The following is a 20,511-nucleotide window of genomic DNA, read 5'->3' on the forward strand; positions in this document are numbered from 1 at the left end:
TTATGCGGCTGGCTATCCGCAACGACACAGTAAAGAATGAGGAAACACTATCGCGGGTTTCTACCTGCGTAACATTAAAAAACCGAGGTGTCTTGCTTTAGTGCAAGACACCTCGGTTTTTTAATACCCACTGCACTACATGAATCACCTCGCTACGGCCGATTACATCGTTTTTCTTGTTTATTTTATTGTTGTTGTCGGATACGGCTACTGGGTTTACCAGCGGAAACGATCGGCCCAAATGAATACTACCGATTTTTTTCTGGCCGAAGGATCGCTAACCTGGTGGGCTATTGGGGCTTCGCTGATTGCATCAAATATTTCGGCCGAACACTTCATCGGCATGGCCGGTTCGGGCTTTGCCATGGGGCTGGCCATTTCTTCTTACGAGTGGTTTGCTGCTGCCGTACTGATCATCGTTGCCGTTTTTTTCATCCCGATCTACCTGCGCAATCATATCTATACGATGCCTCAGTTTCTGGCGCAGCGGTATAGCGACACTGTAAGTACCATTCTAGCCATATTCTGGTTGGTGGTTTATGTACTGGTCAACCTCACATCAATCCTGTATCTGGGTGCCATTGCCATCGAATCGCTGGTTGGTATTTCCTTTACGGCCTGTACGATCGGGTTAGCCGTGTTTGCCATTTTTATCACCCTGGGAGGGATGAAAGTGATTGGCTATACCGACGTTATCCAGGTCATTGTCCTGATTTTCGGTGGCTTAGTAATCACGTACCTGGCTCTCGAACTAGTGGGAAAAGAAACCGGAACAACATCAATCTGGGGTAGCTTGGTCTCGCTTCGGACGCAGGCCGACAGTCATTTTCACATGTTTCTTCCCAAAGGTCACCCCTATTACGACGCACTGCCCGGTATGGCCCTGGTGACGGGGGGCATGTGGCTGAACAATCTCTACTATTGGGGATGTAATCAGTACATTGTTCAGCGCGCCCTGGGAGCCGACCTCAAAACGGCACGAAGTGGGATTCTATTTGCGGCTTTGCTAAAACTAATGATTCCACTCATTGTGGTTATTCCGGGGATCGCGGCTTTTGTTCTCTTTCAGACGGGCTCTTTCCGTGAAGCGATGACCGATGCGTCGGGGGTTCTAAAGCCCGATCATGCTTACCCCGTACTCATGAATTTGTTGCCAATCGGCATGAAAGGGCTGGCTTTTGCGGCACTAACAGCGGCTATTGTGGCGTCACTGGCAGGCAAATGCAACTCCATTTCAACCATTTTTACCCTCGACCTCTACAAAAAGTACGTGGATAAAAACGCGTCGGAGCAAAAACTGGTCAATGTAGGCCGCTGGGCGGTTATTGTCTCATTCATCATTGCCATTGCGCTGGCCCCCATGCTCCGCTCGCTCGATCAGGTGTATCAGTACATTCAGGAATATACCAACTTCATTACACCGGGCATCTTCGCGATTTTTCTACTGGGTTTTTTCTGGAAACGAGCCACCAACCGGGCCGCCCTGACGGTTGCCATCCTGACGCTACCTTTCTCTACACTACTAAAATTCTGGTCCGAATTCATGAATCTCTTTGGGGTTCAGGCCGAATCGATTCCGTTTTTGCACCGCACTACCTGGGTTTTCTGCATCGATATTGTCTTGATGGTGCTTGTATCCCTCACCGACCCAGCCAGTCATCGAACAGGCGATGAAATCATCGTTGATCGCAGTATGTTCCGGGTAACGCCTTCGTTCGTGATTGGCTCGGTCGGAATTTTTGGTATTTTGGCTGTATTGTATACGGTCTTCTGGTAGAAATACATGCTAAAATTCCTGACGACGGGTCTTCTGCTATTGTCCACAGCGGCTTTGGCACAACTGCCCAAACGGCTCGACTCGCTGATGCGGTCAACCATTCAATCAGGCCAGCCAGGTGCTGCACTATTGGTCGAAATCGACGGGAAAGGCATTTATCAGTCAGGTAAAGGTTCAGCCAACGTAGCTCTCAAAACACCGATTACGGCCGAAACGAACTTCCGAATGGCATCTGTTTCCAAGCAGTTTACCGCTATGGGCATTCTACTACTGGAGAAAGACGGTAAACTTTCATTGGCTGACCCGATTGTTCGATTTTTTCCAGAGTTCAACGGTCAGGTTGGCCGGAAAGTACAAGTTCGAAATCTTCTAACCCACTCATCGGGCCTACTGGATTACGAAGCTGTGATGAACCCAAACCAGCACGAGCAACTCCTGGATGCCGACGTACTTACGCTGCTTAAAGACCGAGATTCACTGTATTTCGAACCAGGAAGTGCGTTTCGGTACAGCAACTCAGGCTATTGCCTGCTCGCTCTGATCGTTGAGCGCGTATCGGGGCAACCGTTTTCGACCTTTATTCGGGAACGCATTTTTAAACCACTGCACATGACACAATCGGTCATTTACGAAGCAAGAAAACCGATTGCCAATCGAGCGATGGGTTACCGCAAAAAAGGAACAAACTACCTGTTTTCGGATCAGAGTGTAACCAGTGCTACGAAAGGAGACGGCGGAGTGTATACGTCGCTAACCGATTACAAAAAATGGATCGATGCCTTACGCAATCATACGCTTATCAACCTCCAGGCTACGCTGATCCGTACGGGCCAGGCCATTCGCTCTAATCCAGGTAGCTATTATGGCGCAGGCTGGTTTTTCCAACAGCCCAACAGCCTGGTATTATTCCACTCAGGCAGTACCTGCGGCTTCAATAATTTTGTAGTATCTATCCCGGATAAAAACTTCCTGATGGCTTACTTTTCCAACAAGGCCGACAATAAAGCGAACGCGTCTGCCGTACTAAAGATTCTAGCCCGTGCATACCCCACTGAGCTGGCCAATATTCTGGCATTGGATGAGCTAACTCAATAATACGTTCTGGCTCAACCTTTGCTCTATCGTATTGGTTTACAGGAATAAATTTTCGAGATTTGTTAGTTAAATTTTTTATCGATCATGATTAGCGAAACAGCCCCCCTTGCCAGCCTGGATGTATGGGAAGACGACGTACTGAGTCGTTACCCCCAGCCCGAACACAAATCGAAAGACGACTATCGCAACTACGACACGCCCGAGCGTGATACCGTTCGGGAGTTCTATCGACTGAATCATACCTACCAGACCTATGATTTCGTGCTGGAAAAAGAGCGGGAATTCCTGAAATTCGATAAAAAAGAATTACCTGTTTGGGGCGTTGCAGAATTCCTGAACACATTGGTCGATGATTCGGACCCCGATACCGACCTGGATCAGCTTCAGCACCTGCTACAAACATCCGAAGCCATCCGGGCCGATGGCCATCCAGATTGGTTCGTGCTGACGGGTTTCCTGCACGATATGGGCAAAGTACTTTGCCTGTTTGGCGAACCGCAATGGGCAGTGGTTGGCGATACATTCCCCGTTGGCTGCAAGCATTCGGACAAAATTGTTTATCCTGAGTTTTTCGCTAATAACCCCGACAGTCAGGATGATCGGTACAATACCAAGTACGGTGTTTACGAGCCAAATTGTGGGCTTCGCAACGTGCATATGTCGTGGGGGCACGACGAGTATCTGTATCAGATGATGAAAAACTACATGCCCGAACCGGCACTGTACATGATGCGGTATCACTCATTTTACTCTCAGCACCGGGAGGAATCGTACAACCACCTGATGGACGAGCATGATCATGAGATGTTCAAATGGGTTCGGAAGTTCAATCCGTATGACTTGTATTCGAAAAGTCCCAAGCCACCCGTTGTGAGTGAGCTGAAGCCTTACTACGAAGACCTGATTGCGAAGTATTTGCCATCCACGTTGAAGCTGTAATCGATTGGTACATAGTAGCATTACCGTTCCGTAAGCCGTTGATTCCTTTCGACTGCTTACGGAATTTTTATTTGCTGATTATGTAGTTTTGGCGATTGCTACTGTTCTGATATGCTCCTCTTTTTCATAGCGCTCTATCTTCTCTCTAATGTGGCAGTTGGTGCCTGGGCGGCCCGGCGCGTCACTACTTCGCAGGATTTCATTCTGGCTGGTCGGGGATTACCCTTATTTTTAGCAGCGTCCGTAACATTTGCGACTTGGTTTGGTTCAGAAACCATCATGGGCGCACCAGCCATGTTTGTTGAAGGTGGTTTTCTGGCTGTCATCGAAGAACCTTTTGGTTCGGCACTATGCCTGTTTTTGGTGGGTGCTTTTTTCGCTCGACCTTTGTATCGGCTCAACATTACGACTTTCTGCGATTATTTCCGCATTCGGTATGGGCGCGCTGCCGAGCTGCTATCAGCCGTTATGGTGATTCCATCCTATTTTAGCTGGATTGCCGCCCAGTTGATTGCTATCGGCATTGTCCTGAGCGTTGTGACCGACATACCGCGCGAATACTGCATCATGGCCAGTGCGGCTATCGTCATGATTTATACGCTATTGGGCGGTATGTGGTCGATTTCCGTGACAGATTTCTTTCATAATTTAATTATCATTCTGGCTCTGGCAGTTCTGGCAGTATTACTCTGGAACGAAGTAGGTGGTTGGGAAACCATTCGACAGCGCACTTCGGCTGGATTCTTTCGCTTAGTACCCGACAATACTGGCAAGGATTGGTTAGCGTACCTAGCTGCCTGGATAACTATCGGTCTGGGTTCTATCCCACAGCAGGACGTATTTCAGCGGGTTATGTCGGCCAAATCGGAAACGATTTCAGTGCGGGCATCCTACCTGGCTTCGGGCATGTATCTAACCATTGCCATGCTGCCGCTTTTTATTGCCTTGAGTGCCAAGATCCTTCATCCCGATTTGCCCAAAGATAATCAGCTCATTATTCCAAATATGGTGATGCGGCATGGGAGTTTACCTCTACAGATCCTGTTTTTTGGCGCTGTTACCTCAGCCATTCTGAGTGTATCGAGCGGGGCCATTCTGGCCCCATCAACCGTTTTTGGCGAGAACGTTGTCAAATTCTTCCGGCCTGATATCAGCGATGCCAATCTGTTGAAAACCATCCGTTGGGCAGTAGTTGTAATTACTGTGATTTGCGTACTGATGAGCACAACCCGCGATACCAATATTTTCGACTTAGTTGGCGAATCTTCAGCTTTCAGTCTGGTATCGCTATTTGTGCCCTTAGCGGCCGGAATTTACTGGAAACGGGCCACCCTGATCGGCTGTCTTTGCTCCATGGCGATTGGCTTTGTGGTCTGGCTACTCTGTCTGTGGCAACAAAGCGAACATCCACCCCTGCTTTGGGGATTGCTGGCCAGCACCCTCGGCATGGTTGCTGGCAGTTTATTGAGTGCAACACCCCCGATTACGAATCAAGCAAACGGCGATGGTAATTGATCTGGCCGAGATGGTATGTAAGGTGCGTCGTTAAATGAACCAGAAAGTATTCCGTTGAAGTGGGCCTCTCGAAAACCAGCATCGGGTATTCTTCGGCAAGTTGTGCTTCCGTCACATTCGAAAGTCCCTTTTCAACAACAGCCATCGTCTCATCAATTTTCGCCAGCAGTTCAGTCCGGGGGATATCTTTGAGTGAAAATTCGAGATCCCGGTGACGAACGTATCCCGTTTTACCGAATTCGGCTCCAATGTAGGTATTCAGATTACCGATCAGGTGCAGGCACAGATTACCTGCCGAATTGGCAATATGTTCCTCCACAAGCCAAAGGTTTCGCTCGTCTTTATATAGACTGATTTCCTGCCTTAGTTTAGCAAGATCACGCTGAAACAGCGTATTCAGAACTTCCAGAAGCATCATTTAAACTTATTATATCAACCAAAATACTGTTGCTCTATACGGCCTACGTAGCCTAAATCTACAGCGCTCTCAAACCATGCCTGAAGCTGCTTCCCTACGTTTGGGTATAAATTGAGGCCATGTAGTTCAGAAACTGGTTTCCAAACCAATTCAAGCGCCGTAGTTTCGATCGGGTTTAATACGGGAATGCCCTGAAGATTCCGCCCGGCAAAGACCACGTGCAATACATCGTCGTTCCGTTGCGAAAGGAGCATTTCACCCGCCAGAATCATTTCGCCAACGTCGACCGAAACTCCTAGCTCTTCCTGAACTTCCCGAACAATCGTTTCGGGTAAGGTTTCATTCCGGTCGGGGCTACCACCTGGCAACGCAAATACATCATGCCCACCGTAAGAATAACGCATGAATAATACTTCAACATTGCTGGCTGTTTGCTGCCAGATTAGGGCACATGGACGAACTTTCATGCTGCCAACTTAAACAAAGCGGTCGTCTTTCCCAATTTATCACTGGCAAAGACGACCGTAAATGAGGTCAAGACTGGTCAAATAGTGTCAAAAGTGGTCAGATAATGTAGCAACTCTTGACCACTCTTGACCACTCTTGACACTATTTGACCACTTTTTAACTATTAACTTAAATCCCGGCTGGTCTCGAACAGGAACCAGGTACGTCGCTCGGTTTCGTCGATGAAATTTTCAAGTAAGCTGGCTGTGGCTACGTCTTCGGCATCATCGGCAATTTGGTGGGCGTCGCGCATATTTTTTGCCATTTTCCGATTCTCTTCTTCGAGGTCTTTCAGCATATCGATTGGCTTCACAAAGTCCTCGTCATTATCCTTCACCCGCTGCAACTGCGCAATATGCGCCACCGAGCGGATGGTATTAGCGCCTATTTTCCGAACCCGTTCGGCCAATGGATCGATGGTCGCAAAAATCTGATCAGCCTGCTCATCGAGTAGCAGGTGGTAATCGCGGAAATGGCGACCGGATACGTGCCAGTGATAATTTTTGGTTTTGATGTAGAGGGCAAAGGCGTCGGCAACCAGACGATTCAAGGCTTCAGCCACTTTTTCGCGTCCTTTTTCTTTTAGATCGGACGGTGTATCCAGCTCTTCAATTTGATTGATAGCTTTCATGAATGCTATGTGGTTTTAAACAAACATCTGTTTTAAGGAAAACTACGTTTACCCCGCATTGTTCGCTCAAATGAGCAGAACCTCCCAACCTAATCCACTGTTACTATCTTTGTAAAAATGCTACATCCATGACAGCAACGGAGAAAGAGGAGGTTAAGGGGATCATCCGCGAAATGATGCACGAAAACAAAGATTTTTTCAAAGACATTATCCGCGAAATTATTGAAGAAGACACTAGCCGATCTGACCGAAAGGCAAAAATTGACGCGATTATCAAACGGGATTTTAAACGCTACGAAAACGTATTTAAGGCCTTGGCGTAATGGAGTATCTGGAGAAGGAAGATATACTGTATATTAACTTCTTAACCATTCAGCATGTGGGTGGCAATTTCGTTCCACCCAGCAATTTTCTCCATGAAGAAAATTTAGACTACTTATTGGAAGCGGTACAAGCGGATATGTTTGGCTAGTCTCTTTATCCAGAAATTTATCAGAAAGCGGGTTTGTATATGTACAATATCATCTGCAACCACATTTTTCAGGATGGTAATAAACGTACAGGTTTGCAGGCAGCACTAATTTTCCTTCTTCTTAATGAATATAGGTTTGCAGAACTGGTTGATGACGATTTATTAACCCAATTTACGCTTGACGAAGCATCAGGTTTCCATTCTCTCGAGAGTGTACTGGAGTGGTTCAAAACCTATATTCAGCCGTTGTAATAATGACCTTTGTCCTGTAAAAGAGCGATCGTTTCCCTAATTTATCATCAGAATAGACGGTCGCCCTTTTATACAATATCTCTTTTGCCAACAGGCTACAGATTACTGAAGCCGCCATCCAGTAGTAAATCCCCCCCGGTCATATAGGACGAATCGCCAGAAGCCAGAAACAAAAAGCCTTTCGCCATTTCCTCAACTGTGCCCGCGCGTTTCATGGGTGTTACGGTCGCAAAAAAGCTGTTTATCTCATCAATCTGTGCAGCTCCCCAGCCTGCCTTTTCAAAGATAGGCGTATCAATCGAACCGGGCGATAAGGCATTTACCCGGATGTTTTTGCTAACTAATTCAGCAGCAAAAGCCCTTACCAACGCTCGTTCCGCTGCTTTTGACGACAAATAGGCCGCTCCACCCGCTATACCTTTATTGGCCACAGTAGAGGAGGTAACCACGATTGAAGCACCCTCATTTAAGTAAGGTAGTGCTTTCTGTACAGTGAAAAAGACGCCTTTGTAATTGATATCGCTTATTGTATCAAACATCTCCTCGGTAAAATTTTCTAGTGGAGAAATCATCACAATACCCGCATTCACGATTAATACATCTATTTTACCGAATGTGCTTTCAACTTTTTTATAGACCGGCTCAATGCTACTGATATCGGATACATCGCTAACGAAGCCAATAGCTCCCTGCCCAATTTCGGCCGTAGCACTCTTGATGGTGGCCTCATTTCGGCCTGTGATCGTAACGTTAGCGCCTTCTTTGGCGAATAATTTGGCGGTTGCAAACCCAATACCGCTATTACCTCCCGTAATTACGGCTACTTTCCCTGCTAATTTCTGTGACATTTTCGTGTGTTTTAACGCCACAAAATTGACCGCAGCGGCAGGGCTTTAAAATGAACTAGCTTAGGAAAAACGCTTGAACCAGTTCAACTTTTTCGCTTAACCTTATCATGCCTGATTTTAGAAAGAAACTCAGTAGTCATCCCCAAATAGGAAGCAATGGCATATTGAGGCAACCGCTGCGCTGCCGTAGGATACGCTTCCAGAAAGTCATTATACCGCTCTTCGGCTGTGCGGGTTAGAGCTGAAATAATCCGCCGTTGGTGATAAGCCGCCGTTCGTTCGGCACCTATTCTGAAAAATGTTTCGAATTTATGATTCGCAGCTTTAAGACGCTGTTCGGTCATGTAGTCTATTTGAACTAAGGTGCTGTCTTCCATCGCCACAACAAATAGAGTAGCTGGCTTTTGGTACAAATAGCTGTTATAGTCAGATATCCACCAGTCCTCCAAGGCAAACTGTACTGTGTGCTCAGCACCATTTTGATCAACCACATACGATCGTAAGGCCCCCTGCAACACATAGCTTCTATGGGTAGCCACAAAATCTGGCTGAATGATAAACTGTTTCTTCTTAACCTTTTTCAGTTTAAAGACCGCAAGCAGTTCCTGCAGCTCTTCGTCAGTCAACGCAACTCGTGCCTGAATATGCCGAACGAACGGATCAAGTGCGTCCATTTAAAAACGAGCCAGAACCTTCTCCGATACGGTTTTGCCAATGGATAACGACGAAGTTGCCGCTGGCGAAGGCGCATTCACGACATTGATGGCTTTATCGGTTTCCAGTATGGCAAAATCGTCCAGCAAGCCGCCTGTACGGTCACAAGCCTGGGCACGAACACCTGCCCCACCCGGCTCCAGATCAGCTTCCTGAACTTCAGGAATCAATGCCTGTAACGCTTTGGTGAAAGCCGCTTTCGAGAACGAACGGTACATTTCACCTAAGCCCGTTTCCCAGTATTTAGCCGCTACTTTCTGAAAACCCGGCCATGAGAGCGTTTCAAATAGCTCTTTCAGGTTGATATCCGACTTTTTATAGCCTTCGCGCTGAAAGGCCAGTACGGCATTCGGACCTGCCTCTACGCCACCGTGAATCATACGGGTGAAGTGAACCCCCAAAAATGGAAAGTTAGGATCAGGAACGGGATAAATCAGGTTTTTGACCAGGTACTCTTTCTGCGGTTTGATCTGATAATATTCCCCCCGAAACGGTACAATCCTGACGTTGACCGATTCGCGTTGGGTAAGCTGCGCAATTTTATCGGAATAAAGCCCGGCACAGTTTACCACAAGCCTGGTTTCGTAACGACCTTTGTCGGTCACTACAATGCTCAGGCTATTGCCGGGTGTAACCTGCTCCACACGCTCGTTGAATCGGATTTCTCCACCCAAAGCCTGAAATTTAGACGCGTATTTTTCAGCTACCTGCTTATAATCGATAATACCCGTTTGCGGTACGAACATCCCGGCTACACCATTGACGTGCGGCTCAATCTCCCGCATTTCAGCCAGCGATAGTTTTTTTAGACCACCTAATCCATTTTGCTGGCCGCGTTGATACAGGGTTTCCAATTGAGGGACTTCTTCTGGCCTGGTCGCTACCACGATTTTGCCACACAATTCGTAGGGGATGCCTTCGGTATCACAGAAATCGATCAGCATCTGATAGCCCCGAATACAATTGGTCGCTTTCAGACTACCCGGTTTATAATATAACCCGGAGTGAATCACTCCACTGTTGTGTCCGGTTTGATGACGTGCCACAAACGGCTCCTTTTCAAGCAGGATGATCGAGAGTTGCGGGCGCTGTTGCTTTAATTGTAAAGCGGTAGCCAGTCCAACGATTCCACCGCCAATGATTACTACGTCTGTCATAATTAACAAAGGTACGGCGGAACGGCAAAAAAATGGGCGCAACGAGATTTTCGTTGCGCCCTTCATCCTTTAGCTGTCGTTTACTGTTCCAATATCGTACACCTAAAACGGGAATATTTAGGTTGTATTTTATCCAAAGATGCCCTTCTGGAGTGTTTCCTGGGCTATTTTGGATGAATGGATAATTTAAACGACGAACGGCAGCATTAACGCAGTTGCCCCTCAATCCAGTCGAGGCCACGTTGATAGAGCGCATGGGCAAAGTGAACCCGATTATCGAAGTCAGCATCTGCCGTACGACCTTCTTTCATAAACTGCCGTACCAAACGAGCATTTTCCAGAGCCTGAGGTTGCTCATGTTCGGTTTCGGTCTGGGTACGGAACGCAGCAAAGGCAGGCGAGTCGCCTTCGAAATGTTGAAAAAATAAATGGCCACGGGGCGTTCTGACCGCGCACAATACCCCACAAGCCCGGCTGGTCGATGGGGCCAAACTTCCCTCCAGCCCCCGCTTAAGAACCAGAACACCATCAAAACCCGCCAAAAGCGCCAGTTCAGCCATTTTCATCTGGTACGTAATATGGAAAACAGACGTAACCAAAATTTGGGCATGGCAGGGGTTCAATACTTTTTCGAGGGTTGCCAGAAACGGGCGTTTGATAATAACCTGCCGGCGCTCAACCCACCGATTCAACGCAGGTGACAGCGCTTTCTGGTCGAGCACCCAGCCATAATTTGCCAACGGTGTATCAAGCTCATGGTTACTTTGCAGAAACTGACACCCCAGATTCATGTACAAATCCAATGCATTGAGGGTAAACTTTGGCCCACCTGACCGGCCAACCAGCGACACGGCTCCATAACCCCGCTTCTGAAAGAACTGGGCCAATAGCGGAGTTATCAGGTAACTATTCTCAACCCCATCGAACGGTTCGGCAAGTTGAATCAACGGGCGATCGGCACAACTCATGGACCCAAATCCAGGCGAAAATGTACGTTCGGCCGCCCGCATAAGCCCCAGATACTCGTCGTTGGTTTCGTGTCGAACACGCAGGATGCTGGCTGCCAACGCCCGAAACACCTCACAGTCGTTCTGACCGAACAAATAATCGCCCAGTTGTTCGGCTTCCGTCACCTGTAAATGCCCCCCTCGCACCAGTTTGGTAGCAACAGGCAATAAACGGTCGGGTAAGCCAGGACAAATTTTATTGATAAAAAATGTAGGGTGCGAAAAAGCGCCTTTACCAATTAACTCCTCCAGGGTTCGCTCTTCCTGTGTTGGCCCTTTCGCTACCAAGGCGCCCCAAAAGGCGCCCCGCTGCAAAGGGTGGCTCATCGGGTCGGTTAGTGCGGTACGACACTCAGACAGTAAATCGGGCGGTAGCGGCTTACTTCCGTATTTTCCAATGCCAATGTGTTTAATCCCTCGGCCCAGTGGCGTATCAGTAGCAGGAGTATTCAGAACCATATAAAATACGGGTTTGACTGACGAACGTACCTAGGTAAAAGTAAACAAAAAGAACACGAACCGATGACAATAGCCTCGGAAAGTGAGCGTATTGCCGTTTCATTCTTTACTCATTCATGATAAATCCGAATACGATCCAAAAACGGCTCAAGTCACCTACTTTCTAACTGACTATCTGCTAGTTATAAATTTTTACGATAACTTGCAGATAAACCAGTCACTTTATTTCGGTTTATGGACTCCTATCCGCTTACGTTTTTCAAAGGCGCAATCGCTTTGTCATTCCTCAAGCGCCCTCGCTATGAGAAGAAGGATTTATTCTTCACCGTTCCGTGGCACTTCGGCAGGAAGCGTTTCTAAAGAAATTTTGCTTTTGTATAAGCCACTACGCGATTTTGATTGTTCAATCGTTACACAAAAAGCCGCGTATGGTCAGAAACGACACCGGCACGGCTCTTTGTAAAGTCCTGAATCACCTACTTTTGTACCCGAATTAATTGTTTTTCGGCATAAATGGCAGAACGGATCGCTTACGGCAAAACGTGGTGGGGCCAGAAATGGCTTAATGCTCTGGCAAGCATTGATATGGCAAACCGCCTGCCACGCGGAAAAAGCTACGCCAACAAGGGGGCCGTTATGGGTCTGCTTATTTCGACCAATCAGATTAGTGCTTCCGTAAAAGGAACGGCACCCCGACCCTATAAAATCAAGTTATCGGTGCCGCTGTTTACCGAGCAGGAACGAACATGGCTTTTGGCAGAAATTCGTGAAAATCCGGCCACGCTAGCGCAACTCCTGAATCGGCAATTACCCCCTGAACTGACCGAATTCGTTAATCGCCGGGGCATCCAACTGTTTCCAGCGTCGTTCCGGGATTTATCGATGGGTTGCTCCTGCCCTGATTTTGCCGTTCCGTGCAAGCATGTTGCTGCTGTTATTTACATCATTGCCAATGAGATCGACCGAAATCCATTTCTGGTTTTTCAGCTAAAGGGGCTGGACATACTAGAGGAATTGCAAAAAGATCAGGTCGATGTAATGGGCGGCAGTATGAGCCAGGTTCTGTCGTTCAAAGATATCTGTACCGACGAACTGCCCGACGATGAAGACTGGCAACCCTCCGAAGCCACCCGAACCCGCCTGGATTACGCTACGATACCAGCCTTATCGGAGCAATTGTTAGGCTTACTCGCCCCAGACGTTACATTTACCAAAGGCGATTTTCACAAGTCGTTAACCCGGGCCTACAAACTTTTCAGCAAGCCGCCAACCGACGACAAATCGACATCACTCGACGAACACCCTGGCTTCAGTGATAGCATCGAGCTACAACTGGATGAAGTGATGTCGGTGAAAAAGATCAATATTTTCAGTGAGCATGGCGAACCTCGTTCACTCAGCGGGTTTAAAATGAGTGACCTGGTAGGCTGGATCGGCACCCTCACCGAAGCCGACTGGCCCGAAATGAGCGATTCAGTCCGAGCCTTATACCTTACCCACCAATTTTCGGCCGCACTGTTACGTCGGGGAGCCGTAGTGCCGCAATTGCTCCGGGTAACTCCCGGTGAAGATCAGTACCGGGTTCGCTGGATTCCGGCCATGCTCAACGAATTTGTAAAACAGCAAACCGAGTTTCTGTCTTCTCAAATCCCACCCACCTTGCTAACGGTCCGTTGGCAGAAAGAATGGCTGGCCCTACCCGGTGAGCAGTTGGTATTAACACTTTGTTCACTGTTTTTACGACGGGTCATCAAACCAACGACCATCGAGCTTTGGGAGCGCTGGCCGCTGGAGGATGCTGACCGACTGTTTTTTGGCATCGAAACGTTACGGTTCGAAGGCTTTGGCCGAAAAGAAATGCCTCTGGCTATACAGCTCTGGCTCAACGACTTCTTTCTGACCCACAAACGATTTGTGCCCATTGTAGCCGTAGAAGACAACGAATTCGGCGATGAATTTCACTTAAGCCTGCTCATTCGCGACCGTGAATCGAAAACCGCCAAAGGCACTCTTGAACCACCCATTCCACTGCCCGATCTGCTGACCAAAAAGAAACACCAGGGCATTCGGATGGCTGTATTGCAGGATTTGCTGGTACTATCAAGACACTTCCCGGATTTAGCCCGATTGACTAAAATGGGGGGTCCGGCCTATCTGACTTACTCACCCAGTCTGTTTGTCGACGTTTTGCTCGAAACCTTGCCCCGTATGCAACTGCTGGGTATTTCGCTCTGGCTGCCCAAATCGCTACAGCACTGGGTTCGTCCGCAGGCAGGTGGGCGACTTAAAGCAAAAGTTACTGCCGATAATGCCTTTATGCGGCTGGACGATATGCTGACCTTCGATTGGCAGGTGGCACTTGGGGAGGAAATGATCAGTGTGAATGAATTTCAGAAGCTGGTGGGCCGAACAACGGGGTTGGTCAAGATCAAAGATCAGTACGTATTGATCGACCCGAACGAGCTGACCAAACTTTACAAACAGCTCGAAAACCCGCCCGAACTGACGGGCTCCGACTTGCTCAAGGCGGCTCTGGCTGAAGAATACAAGGGTGGACGACTGGGGTTATCGGCCGAAGTCAGAACCCTCGTCAAACAGTTTACCGAGAGTGCCTCGCAGCCGCTTCCCGACGCTCTTAACGCTACGTTACGCCCTTACCAACAGCGCGGCTACGACTGGCTGATGAAAAACACATCCCTGGGCATGGGAAGTCTGCTGGCCGACGACATGGGCCTGGGGAAAACACTTCAGATCATTGCCTTGCTGCTTAAATTCAAACAGGAGGGTCGGTTCAAAAAACAAAAAGGGCTGGTGGTGTTGCCAACAACCCTGCTGACCAACTGGCAAAAAGAAATTGCCCGCTTTGCCTCCGATCTTCGCCCATTGATCTACCATGGCTCTAACCGTAAACTTCCTGACGATAAAGCCACCGAGTACGACCTGCTGCTAACTACGTATGGCGTAATCCGTTCCGATCTCGACAAGCTCAAGAAAACAACCTGGGCCATAGTTATTATCGACGAAGCGCAGAACATCAAAAACTCCGATACCGAACAAACCAAAGCCGTTAAAGCCCTAAAAGCCCCGATCCGCATTGCGCTCAGCGGTACTCCTGTCGAAAACCGATTATCGGAGTTCTGGAGCATTATGGATTTCGTAAACAAAGGCTATCTGGGTGGGATGGGTAAGTTCAACGAGGAATTTGGCAAGCCGATCCAGCAGGAACGCGACCACCAGAAACTGGATCAGTTCAGACGGATCACGAGCCCATTCCTGCTCCGCCGGGTAAAAACCGACCGGAGTATCATCAGCGATTTGCCCGACAAAATTGAGAATAATCAGTTCTGTACCCTCACTACCGAGCAGGCCGCTCTTTACGAAAGCGTCGTTCAGGAGAGCTTACGAGCCATCCAGCAAAAAGATGGTATTGCCCGCCGGGGTCTGGTTCTGAAACTAATGACCGCCCTCAAGCAGATTGGCAATCACCCTCGTCAATATTTGAAACAAGGCGCCGAGGCTCCGGCATTATCCGGCAAAACAACCCTGCTGCTAAACCTGCTGGAAAACATCTATGCAAGCCACGAAAAAGTACTCATTTTCACCCAGTATAAGGAGATGGGCGAGTTGCTGGCGCAATTTATTCAGCAGGCTTTCGGTACACCCCCTCTGTTTCTGCATGGTGGCACCTCGCGCGATGAACGTGACCGGATGGTTGAGCAGTTTCAGAAAAATCGGAGCGATCACACCTTCATTCTGTCGCTCAAGGCGGGTGGTACGGGACTTAATCTCACACAAGCCAACCACGTTATCCACTACGACCTTTGGTGGAATCCAGCCGTCGAGGCTCAGGCCACTGACCGGGCATTCCGCATTGGTCAAACCAAAAACGTGCTCGTGTATCGACTGATCAACCAGGGAACGATGGAAGAGAAAATCGACGCCATGATCCGTAACAAAAAAGAACTGGCCGATCTCAGCGTTAAAACTGGCGAAACCTGGCTCGGCGATCTAAGCGATGCCGAACTGAAAGAGTTAGTAGCTCTAGGTTAAAAAAAGCTATAAATTCCGTGGGTGTATTCAACGAATTAACGTTAATTCGTTGAATACACCCACGGAATTTATAGCTTTTAGAGTTTCGTATAGCTTTATACTTTCTTCGGATCGGGGTGAACCCAGGGCGAACGGTACTCGCGAGCCAGCATTTTGGTCGCTTCCTTATCGCCAACGACTTCGTGTTTAACTGGATCGTATACCATTGGGCGGCCCGTTTTCATCGACATATTGGCCAGAATGCAGCTTGCCGTCGAAATATGACCTTCTTCAATATCGGCAACTGGTCGGCCATTTCGTTCGATAGCATCCAGGAAGTTGAGCATATGCAAGCGAGTTGCTGGAGCCGCGTTCAACTCAATTTTAGGGTTGGTATCTTCCGTAACATCTTCCGGATATTTCTCTTTCTCGTATACTACGTCGAGGTGGATTTTTTCTCCCTTTCCATCCGGGATGAAGTCACACTGCATCGTACTCCCCCACAAAGTCCCTTTCTCGCCATATAAGGTGAACGACCATGGGTAATCCGGATTATTGGCGGTACCCCAGGTTTTGTGATGCCATACGCAGTTCAGTTCGTCGTACTCAAACAGGGCCGATTGCGTATCGGAGATATTCGACTTCCCTTCCTTTTGAACATAAATACCGCCGTGCGAGGTAATCCGCTTCGGCCACTTAAGGTTCAGCATCCAACGGACGGTATCGAGCATATGCACACACATATCACCCGTGATGCCATTACCGTACTCCATAAATGTCCGCCACCAGCGCACGTGAGGTAAACCATCGTAAGGGCGGAGCGGAGCCGGGCCAGTCCACATATTATAGTCCAGGAAGTCGGGAACAGCCTGCACGGGTGGATTTCCGTTGTTACGCATGTGCAGATCGCAAGCCATTTCGACGTGTGATATTTTTCCGAGCAACCCGGCATCGACAATTCGCTTCTTGGCTTCGATCAGGTGCGGGGTACTTTTGCGCTGCGTTCCTACCTGTACGACTTTGTTGTATTTACGGGCGGCTGCTACCATGGCTTCGCCTTCCATTACGTCCACACTAATCGGCTTTTGCACATAGACGTGCGCACCCGCTTTTACGCAATCGATCATTTGCAGGGCATGCCAGTGGTCGGGCGTACCGATCAGAACAATATCCAACTGGTTCTCGGCCAGCATTTTCCGATAATCGCCGTAAAGCTTAGGCGTTTTGCCGGACTTTTGCCGCTGACTAACCATTTTAGCCGCGTAATCAAGCATATGTTTGTCGACATCACACAAGGCAACAACCTCGACGGGAGCTACCTGGATCAACCGGAACAAATCACTTTTACCGTACCAGCCGGTACCAATCAAAGCAACGCGGTATGCCTTTGGAGGGTTAATCAAATCCAGTCCTCGGGCACCAAAAGTCGATAGTGCCAAAGAAGCGGTAGAACCTTGTATAAATTGACGACGGTTGATATTAAAATTATCCATGCAAGTTGAGGATTTAGGCAGCTAGAGCCGGGTTTTATGTGAGGGGTTTATTTGAGAAGCGCCATCACCGCATCGTCGCCTACAACAGCGCGGGCGGGCCGTGGATGTTCGGCGGTAAAGACTTGTAAAGCCGTTGGTTCGAGTATTGTATTGGGCGATTCGTCGATCTGTCCATTTTTCTGCACACGAGACAGATCGAGTTTGAGGTGTTTTGCCAGAAATTGATAGGCGGCTAACCGTTTGTTCGGACCGTAATCGTGCCCTTCGGTGAGCAGGTGGACATTGTCGACCCGATCTTTTGCCCCATAAAAGCCGTAGATGTTCTGAATGTACGGGTATTCTACAGATGGTGTATTCTTCGTCCAGTCTTTCCCATCCGATACCAGCAGCATGGGTCGGGGTGCCGCTAGTGCCGCAATCTCAACATTGCTCGTTTGGTGAGTAGGCCGTTTATGAATCGGCATACCACTTTCGCAAACACAGCCGCCGAAGAAATGAGCCGACACCATCACGACGGGCACCGAAACTTTGATTCTTGGGTCGAGCGCCGTCAGCAGAAAGGTTTGTGTTCCTCCTCCCGATTCGCCCGACATGGCAATACGGTCGGTATCGACGTTGGGTAATCCACTCAGAAAATCCAGCGACCGCATTCCGTTCAGTGTCTGTAAGGTTAACGCTTCGGCAATCTTATGGTCGGTCTGCTTCGAGTCGCCATAGCCCAGCATATCATACGCAAACACGACGGCTCCCATTCGTGCCAGGGTAGCGCAACGTTGCTGGGTGTATTCCATCAGGCGGTTGTTCTGGCTACCTCCATGTCCGTGTGGACAAAGAATACCCGGCACTCGGCCTTTGACGTTCAAGGGCCGATACAGGTTGCCCGTTACAAAAAGACCCGGTAAACTCTCAAACGCGACATTTTCGACCGTATAGCCGTCCATTTGTCGCAAACTATGCCGAATGGGTTGAAGCGGGGCAAACTTTGGCTTATCAGGTAATTTCATTCCCTCGCGAATGCCTTTCCGAATCAGAGCGGCACGAGCTTCCCAACTGGCCCGGTCATGATAGGTACTGGCAAACGTCTGTAACGCTTTGGCTCCTTCTGCTTCCGTGAAATAGGCTCCCTGGCACAAGTCGGGCCGGGCAGGATTGGGTTGCGCCATAACGCCCACAAGTCCTGCCAGATAACAGATCAATAGATTTTGGATACGCATGGGTCTTCTGACAGCGAACGGATTATATAGGGTAGCAAAACCCAAAGATGGCTTTTGCAAACTCTTACTCCTTCGCCCGATAGAAGACCTTAAAAAACCTGATTTAGCGCGGAATATCACCCCGTTTCAGTGCTTTCACCGCATAATCGGCCGCCCGGGCCGAAAGAGCCATATACGTTAGCGACGGATTCTGACAGGGTGAAGACGTCATGCAGGCTCCATCGGTACAGAACACATTTTTGACGGCATGATGCTGATTGAACTTATTGAAGACCGAATTTTTAGGCGATGTACCCATACGGGCCGTTCCCATTTCGTGGATGCTCAAGCCTGGATGCGCCTGACTATCGAAACCATCAATATTGGAAAAACCCGCTTTTTCGAGCATCAATACGGCCTGATCGCGGGCATCTTTCCGCATTAGAGCTTCGTTTTCGCGGTAATGGACATCCATTTTCAGAACGGGCTGCCCCCACTTGTCCTTGATTTCATCGGTTAGGGAAACCCGATTATCTTCGTAGGGCATACACTCCCCGAAGGCATCCAGCGTGATTTTCCATTGACCAAACTGCGTAGCTTTTTCCTTAAAATCGGCACCGAAGCCTTCCAGGTGAAAGGCATGATCCCAGTTTTCGCGACCTGTATAGACCTCAAACCCATATCCACGCTTGAAAGACTGCTTATCCTGCCCCGGTAAGTTGCGAAAGCGGGGAATGTAAAGCCCGGCCGGATGCCGACCATAATAGTATTTATCCAGGTCGTGGTCGTAATCGGCGTGGGCTCCTACGTGAAAATGGTGATCCATCAGATTACGGCCCAACTGACCACTATCGTCCATTCCATTCGGAAATCGATTCGATTTTGAGTTCATCAGGATATACGTTGAACCTAATGCCGATGCATTCAGAAAAATGATGCTCGCCCTGAACTCATGCCATTGGTGCGTTTGCTCGTCGATCACCCGCACGCCCGTTGCCTGCCCGGTTTTATCGTCGTAAATAATAGAATTGACAATGGAATGTGGCCGAACGGTGAGTCGCCTGGTACGCCGGGCTGCGGGTAGAGTTGCCGACTGCGTACTGAAATAGGCACCGTATGGGCAGCCCCGCATACACAGGTTTCGATATTGGCATTTTGCCCGACCAAGGGCCGTTTGCTCTGGCGTAGGGGCCGTCAGATGAGCGGCCCGCGCCGAGATCACTTTTCGATCCCCAAACTGGCTGTTGACCGACTTTCGGAAATGTTGCTCAACGCAATTATCGGGCATGGCGGGTTGAAACTGACCGTCGGGTAAATGCGGTAGGCCGTCGCGATTTCCGGCAATACCAGCAAATTTTTCGACGTAATCGTACCAAGGGGCAATGTCTTTGTAGCGAATGGGCCAATCCGTTCCGATACCCTCTTTGGCGTTGGCTTCAAAATCGAGATCCGAAAATCGAAACGAGTAGCGTCCCCACATAAGCGAACGCCCACCCACATGATAGCCCCGAATCCAGTCGAACGGTTTTTCTTCGACATACGGATTGTCGAGGTCATTGACGAAATGCTGGTGGGTTGCTTCGGTAATCGTAAAACCCGTCCGGTTTTGAATGGGGTATTGTTTGAGCGTTTCCAGCGGTACAGATAGGTTATGATGCGGAAACTCCCAGGGGGCTTTGGTAGCCGTATGATAATCCGTTACGTGCTCGATCATACGGCCTCGTTCGAGCAGCAATACATTTAATCCTTTCTCGGCAAGTTCCTTGGCCGACCAGCCTCCGCTAATACCTGACCCAACAACGATTGCATCGAATTTTTTACCAGATGGAGTAGGCGGCTGCTGATGAAAGGAACTCATAAATAATACAATTAGGAATTAGATAAGCAACAAAATTTTACACAAAGATCGCATTTGAACCAGATAAACCAGCAAACTCTATAGTATATAACGTATAAGTTCGGATGATTCATGTTGCCCTTTTTACATCTAGGCATAAGCCCGTGG

The 20,511-nt window shown here is 48.7% G+C and carries 17 protein-coding genes; 7 read left to right on the forward strand and 10 right to left on the reverse strand.

Annotation, left to right across the window (positions count from 1 at the left end):
• Nucleotides 1-139: 139 nt before the first annotated feature.
• From B153_RS0108950 to B153_RS0108965, 4 genes are all read left to right on the forward strand, one after another.
• Nucleotides 140-1,777: a sodium/sugar symporter gene (locus B153_RS0108950; protein WP_020596357.1), complete on the forward strand. Its 1,638-nt coding sequence runs from the start codon at nucleotides 140-142 to the stop codon at nucleotides 1,775-1,777.
• A gap of 6 nt (nucleotides 1,778-1,783) precedes the next feature.
• A complete protein-coding gene (locus B153_RS0108955) occupies nucleotides 1,784-2,872 on the forward strand; it encodes a serine hydrolase domain-containing protein (RefSeq protein ID WP_020596358.1) in 1,089 nt (362 codons plus the stop codon).
• A gap of 84 nt (nucleotides 2,873-2,956) precedes the next feature.
• Nucleotides 2,957-3,811, forward strand: a complete 855-nt coding sequence (locus B153_RS0108960; RefSeq protein ID WP_020596359.1) for an inositol oxygenase family protein — start codon at nucleotides 2,957-2,959, stop codon at nucleotides 3,809-3,811.
• Nucleotides 3,812-3,922: 111 nt separating this feature from the next.
• Nucleotides 3,923-5,326 (forward strand): high affinity choline transporter 1, encoded by a 1,404-nt coding sequence (locus tag B153_RS0108965; protein WP_020596360.1) that lies wholly within the window; start codon nucleotides 3,923-3,925, stop codon nucleotides 5,324-5,326.
• Here the strand turns inward: B153_RS0108965 and B153_RS0108970 are convergent.
• The 3 genes from B153_RS0108970 to B153_RS0108980 all read right to left on the reverse strand — a co-directional run bounded on the left by B153_RS0108970 (nucleotide 5,295) and on the right by B153_RS0108980 (nucleotide 6,882).
• Nucleotides 5,295-5,741 (reverse strand): DinB family protein, encoded by a 447-nt coding sequence (locus B153_RS0108970; RefSeq protein ID WP_020596361.1) that lies wholly within the window; start codon nucleotides 5,739-5,741, stop codon nucleotides 5,295-5,297. The two genes, B153_RS0108965 and B153_RS0108970, sit on opposite strands and share 32 nt — an antisense overlap.
• Nucleotides 5,742-5,758: 17 nt before the next feature.
• Nucleotides 5,759-6,211: an NUDIX domain-containing protein gene (locus tag B153_RS0108975; RefSeq protein ID WP_020596362.1), complete on the reverse strand. Its 453-nt coding sequence runs from the start codon at nucleotides 6,209-6,211 to the stop codon at nucleotides 5,759-5,761.
• Between the two features lie 164 nt (nucleotides 6,212-6,375).
• On the reverse strand, nucleotides 6,376-6,882 hold the full coding sequence (locus B153_RS0108980; protein ID WP_020596363.1) for a Dps family protein: 507 nt from the start codon (nucleotides 6,880-6,882) through the stop codon (nucleotides 6,376-6,378).
• A 128-nt stretch (nucleotides 6,883-7,010) separates the two neighbouring features.
• Here B153_RS0108980 and B153_RS0108985 point away from each other — a divergent pair, with 128 nt between their 5' ends.
• Nucleotides 7,011-7,205 (forward strand): hypothetical protein, encoded by a 195-nt coding sequence (locus B153_RS0108985; protein ID WP_020596364.1) that lies wholly within the window; start codon nucleotides 7,011-7,013, stop codon nucleotides 7,203-7,205.
• Nucleotides 7,206-7,369: 164 nt separating this feature from the next.
• On the forward strand, nucleotides 7,370-7,606 hold the full coding sequence (locus B153_RS38845) for a type II toxin-antitoxin system death-on-curing family toxin (protein ID WP_425423143.1): 237 nt from the start codon (nucleotides 7,370-7,372) through the stop codon (nucleotides 7,604-7,606).
• A 95-nt stretch (nucleotides 7,607-7,701) separates the two neighbouring features.
• On the opposite strand, the gene B153_RS0109000 is transcribed toward B153_RS38845, so the two are convergent.
• The 4 genes from B153_RS0109000 to B153_RS0109015 all read right to left on the reverse strand — a co-directional run bounded on the left by B153_RS0109000 (nucleotide 7,702) and on the right by B153_RS0109015 (nucleotide 11,791).
• Nucleotides 7,702-8,454 (reverse strand): SDR family oxidoreductase, encoded by a 753-nt coding sequence (locus B153_RS0109000; RefSeq protein WP_020596367.1) that lies wholly within the window; start codon nucleotides 8,452-8,454, stop codon nucleotides 7,702-7,704.
• Between the two features lie 83 nt (nucleotides 8,455-8,537).
• A complete protein-coding gene (locus tag B153_RS0109005) occupies nucleotides 8,538-9,128 on the reverse strand; it encodes a Crp/Fnr family transcriptional regulator (protein ID WP_020596368.1) in 591 nt (196 codons plus the stop codon).
• Nucleotides 9,129-10,325, reverse strand: a complete 1,197-nt coding sequence (lhgO, locus tag B153_RS0109010; RefSeq protein ID WP_026262012.1) for an L-2-hydroxyglutarate oxidase — start codon at nucleotides 10,323-10,325, stop codon at nucleotides 9,129-9,131.
• Nucleotides 10,326-10,531: 206 nt separating this feature from the next.
• Nucleotides 10,532-11,791, reverse strand: a complete 1,260-nt coding sequence (locus tag B153_RS0109015; protein ID WP_020596370.1) for a hypothetical protein — start codon at nucleotides 11,789-11,791, stop codon at nucleotides 10,532-10,534.
• A 513-nt stretch (nucleotides 11,792-12,304) separates the two neighbouring features.
• Here B153_RS0109015 and B153_RS0109020 point away from each other — a divergent pair.
• On the forward strand, nucleotides 12,305-15,841 hold the full coding sequence (locus tag B153_RS0109020; protein WP_020596371.1) for a DEAD/DEAH box helicase: 3,537 nt from the start codon (nucleotides 12,305-12,307) through the stop codon (nucleotides 15,839-15,841).
• 95 nt (nucleotides 15,842-15,936) lie between these two features.
• On the opposite strand, the gene B153_RS0109025 is transcribed toward B153_RS0109020, so the two are convergent.
• The 3 genes from B153_RS0109025 to B153_RS0109035 form a co-directional block, all read right to left on the reverse strand.
• Nucleotides 15,937-17,313, reverse strand: coding sequence for a Gfo/Idh/MocA family protein (locus B153_RS0109025; RefSeq protein WP_020596372.1), 1,377 nt, complete (start codon nucleotides 17,311-17,313; stop codon nucleotides 15,937-15,939).
• A gap of 47 nt (nucleotides 17,314-17,360) precedes the next feature.
• Complete coding sequence (locus tag B153_RS0109030; RefSeq protein WP_020596373.1) at nucleotides 17,361-18,527, reverse strand: alpha/beta hydrolase family protein; 1,167 nt, start codon at nucleotides 18,525-18,527, stop codon at nucleotides 17,361-17,363.
• Between the two features lie 103 nt (nucleotides 18,528-18,630).
• Entirely contained in the window at nucleotides 18,631-20,364 is a 1,734-nt protein-coding gene (locus B153_RS0109035) for a GMC oxidoreductase (protein WP_020596374.1), read from the reverse strand.
• Nucleotides 20,365-20,511 lie beyond the last annotated feature (147 nt).

The sequence above is a fragment of the Spirosoma panaciterrae DSM 21099 genome (genome assembly GCF_000374025.1).
GTDB lineage: Bacteria > Bacteroidota > Bacteroidia > Cytophagales > Spirosomataceae > Spirosoma > Spirosoma panaciterrae.

What these genes read in the sequence shown, in the direction of transcription:
- B153_RS0109015 (WP_020596370.1), bottom strand. Translation starts at nt 11,791, where the DNA reads ATGGTTCTGAATACTCCTGCTACTGATACGCCACTGGGCCGAGGGATT.
- B153_RS0109035 (WP_020596374.1), bottom strand. Translation starts at nt 20,364, where the DNA reads ATGAGTTCCTTTCATCAGCAGCCGCCTACTCCATCTGGTAAAAAATTC.
- B153_RS0108965 (WP_020596360.1), top strand. Translation starts at nt 3,923, where the DNA reads ATGCTCCTCTTTTTCATAGCGCTCTATCTTCTCTCTAATGTGGCAGTT.
- B153_RS0108985 (WP_020596364.1), top strand. Translation starts at nt 7,011, where the DNA reads ATGACAGCAACGGAGAAAGAGGAGGTTAAGGGGATCATCCGCGAAATG.
- B153_RS0108955 (WP_020596358.1), top strand. Translation starts at nt 1,784, where the DNA reads ATGCTAAAATTCCTGACGACGGGTCTTCTGCTATTGTCCACAGCGGCT.
- B153_RS0109000 (WP_020596367.1), bottom strand. Translation starts at nt 8,454, where the DNA reads ATGTCACAGAAATTAGCAGGGAAAGTAGCCGTAATTACGGGAGGTAAT.
- B153_RS0108950 (WP_020596357.1), top strand. Translation starts at nt 140, where the DNA reads ATGAATCACCTCGCTACGGCCGATTACATCGTTTTTCTTGTTTATTTT.
- B153_RS0108960 (WP_020596359.1), top strand. Translation starts at nt 2,957, where the DNA reads ATGATTAGCGAAACAGCCCCCCTTGCCAGCCTGGATGTATGGGAAGAC.
- lhgO (WP_026262012.1), bottom strand. Translation starts at nt 10,325, where the DNA reads ATGACAGACGTAGTAATCATTGGCGGTGGAATCGTTGGACTGGCTACC.
- B153_RS0109020 (WP_020596371.1), top strand. Translation starts at nt 12,305, where the DNA reads ATGGCAGAACGGATCGCTTACGGCAAAACGTGGTGGGGCCAGAAATGG.
- B153_RS0109030 (WP_020596373.1), bottom strand. Translation starts at nt 18,527, where the DNA reads ATGCGTATCCAAAATCTATTGATCTGTTATCTGGCAGGACTTGTGGGC.
- B153_RS0108970 (WP_020596361.1), bottom strand. Translation starts at nt 5,741, where the DNA reads ATGCTTCTGGAAGTTCTGAATACGCTGTTTCAGCGTGATCTTGCTAAA.
- B153_RS0108975 (WP_020596362.1), bottom strand. Translation starts at nt 6,211, where the DNA reads ATGAAAGTTCGTCCATGTGCCCTAATCTGGCAGCAAACAGCCAGCAAT.
- B153_RS0109025 (WP_020596372.1), bottom strand. Translation starts at nt 17,313, where the DNA reads ATGGATAATTTTAATATCAACCGTCGTCAATTTATACAAGGTTCTACC.
- B153_RS0109005 (WP_020596368.1), bottom strand. Translation starts at nt 9,128, where the DNA reads ATGGACGCACTTGATCCGTTCGTTCGGCATATTCAGGCACGAGTTGCG.
- B153_RS0108980 (WP_020596363.1), bottom strand. Translation starts at nt 6,882, where the DNA reads ATGAAAGCTATCAATCAAATTGAAGAGCTGGATACACCGTCCGATCTA.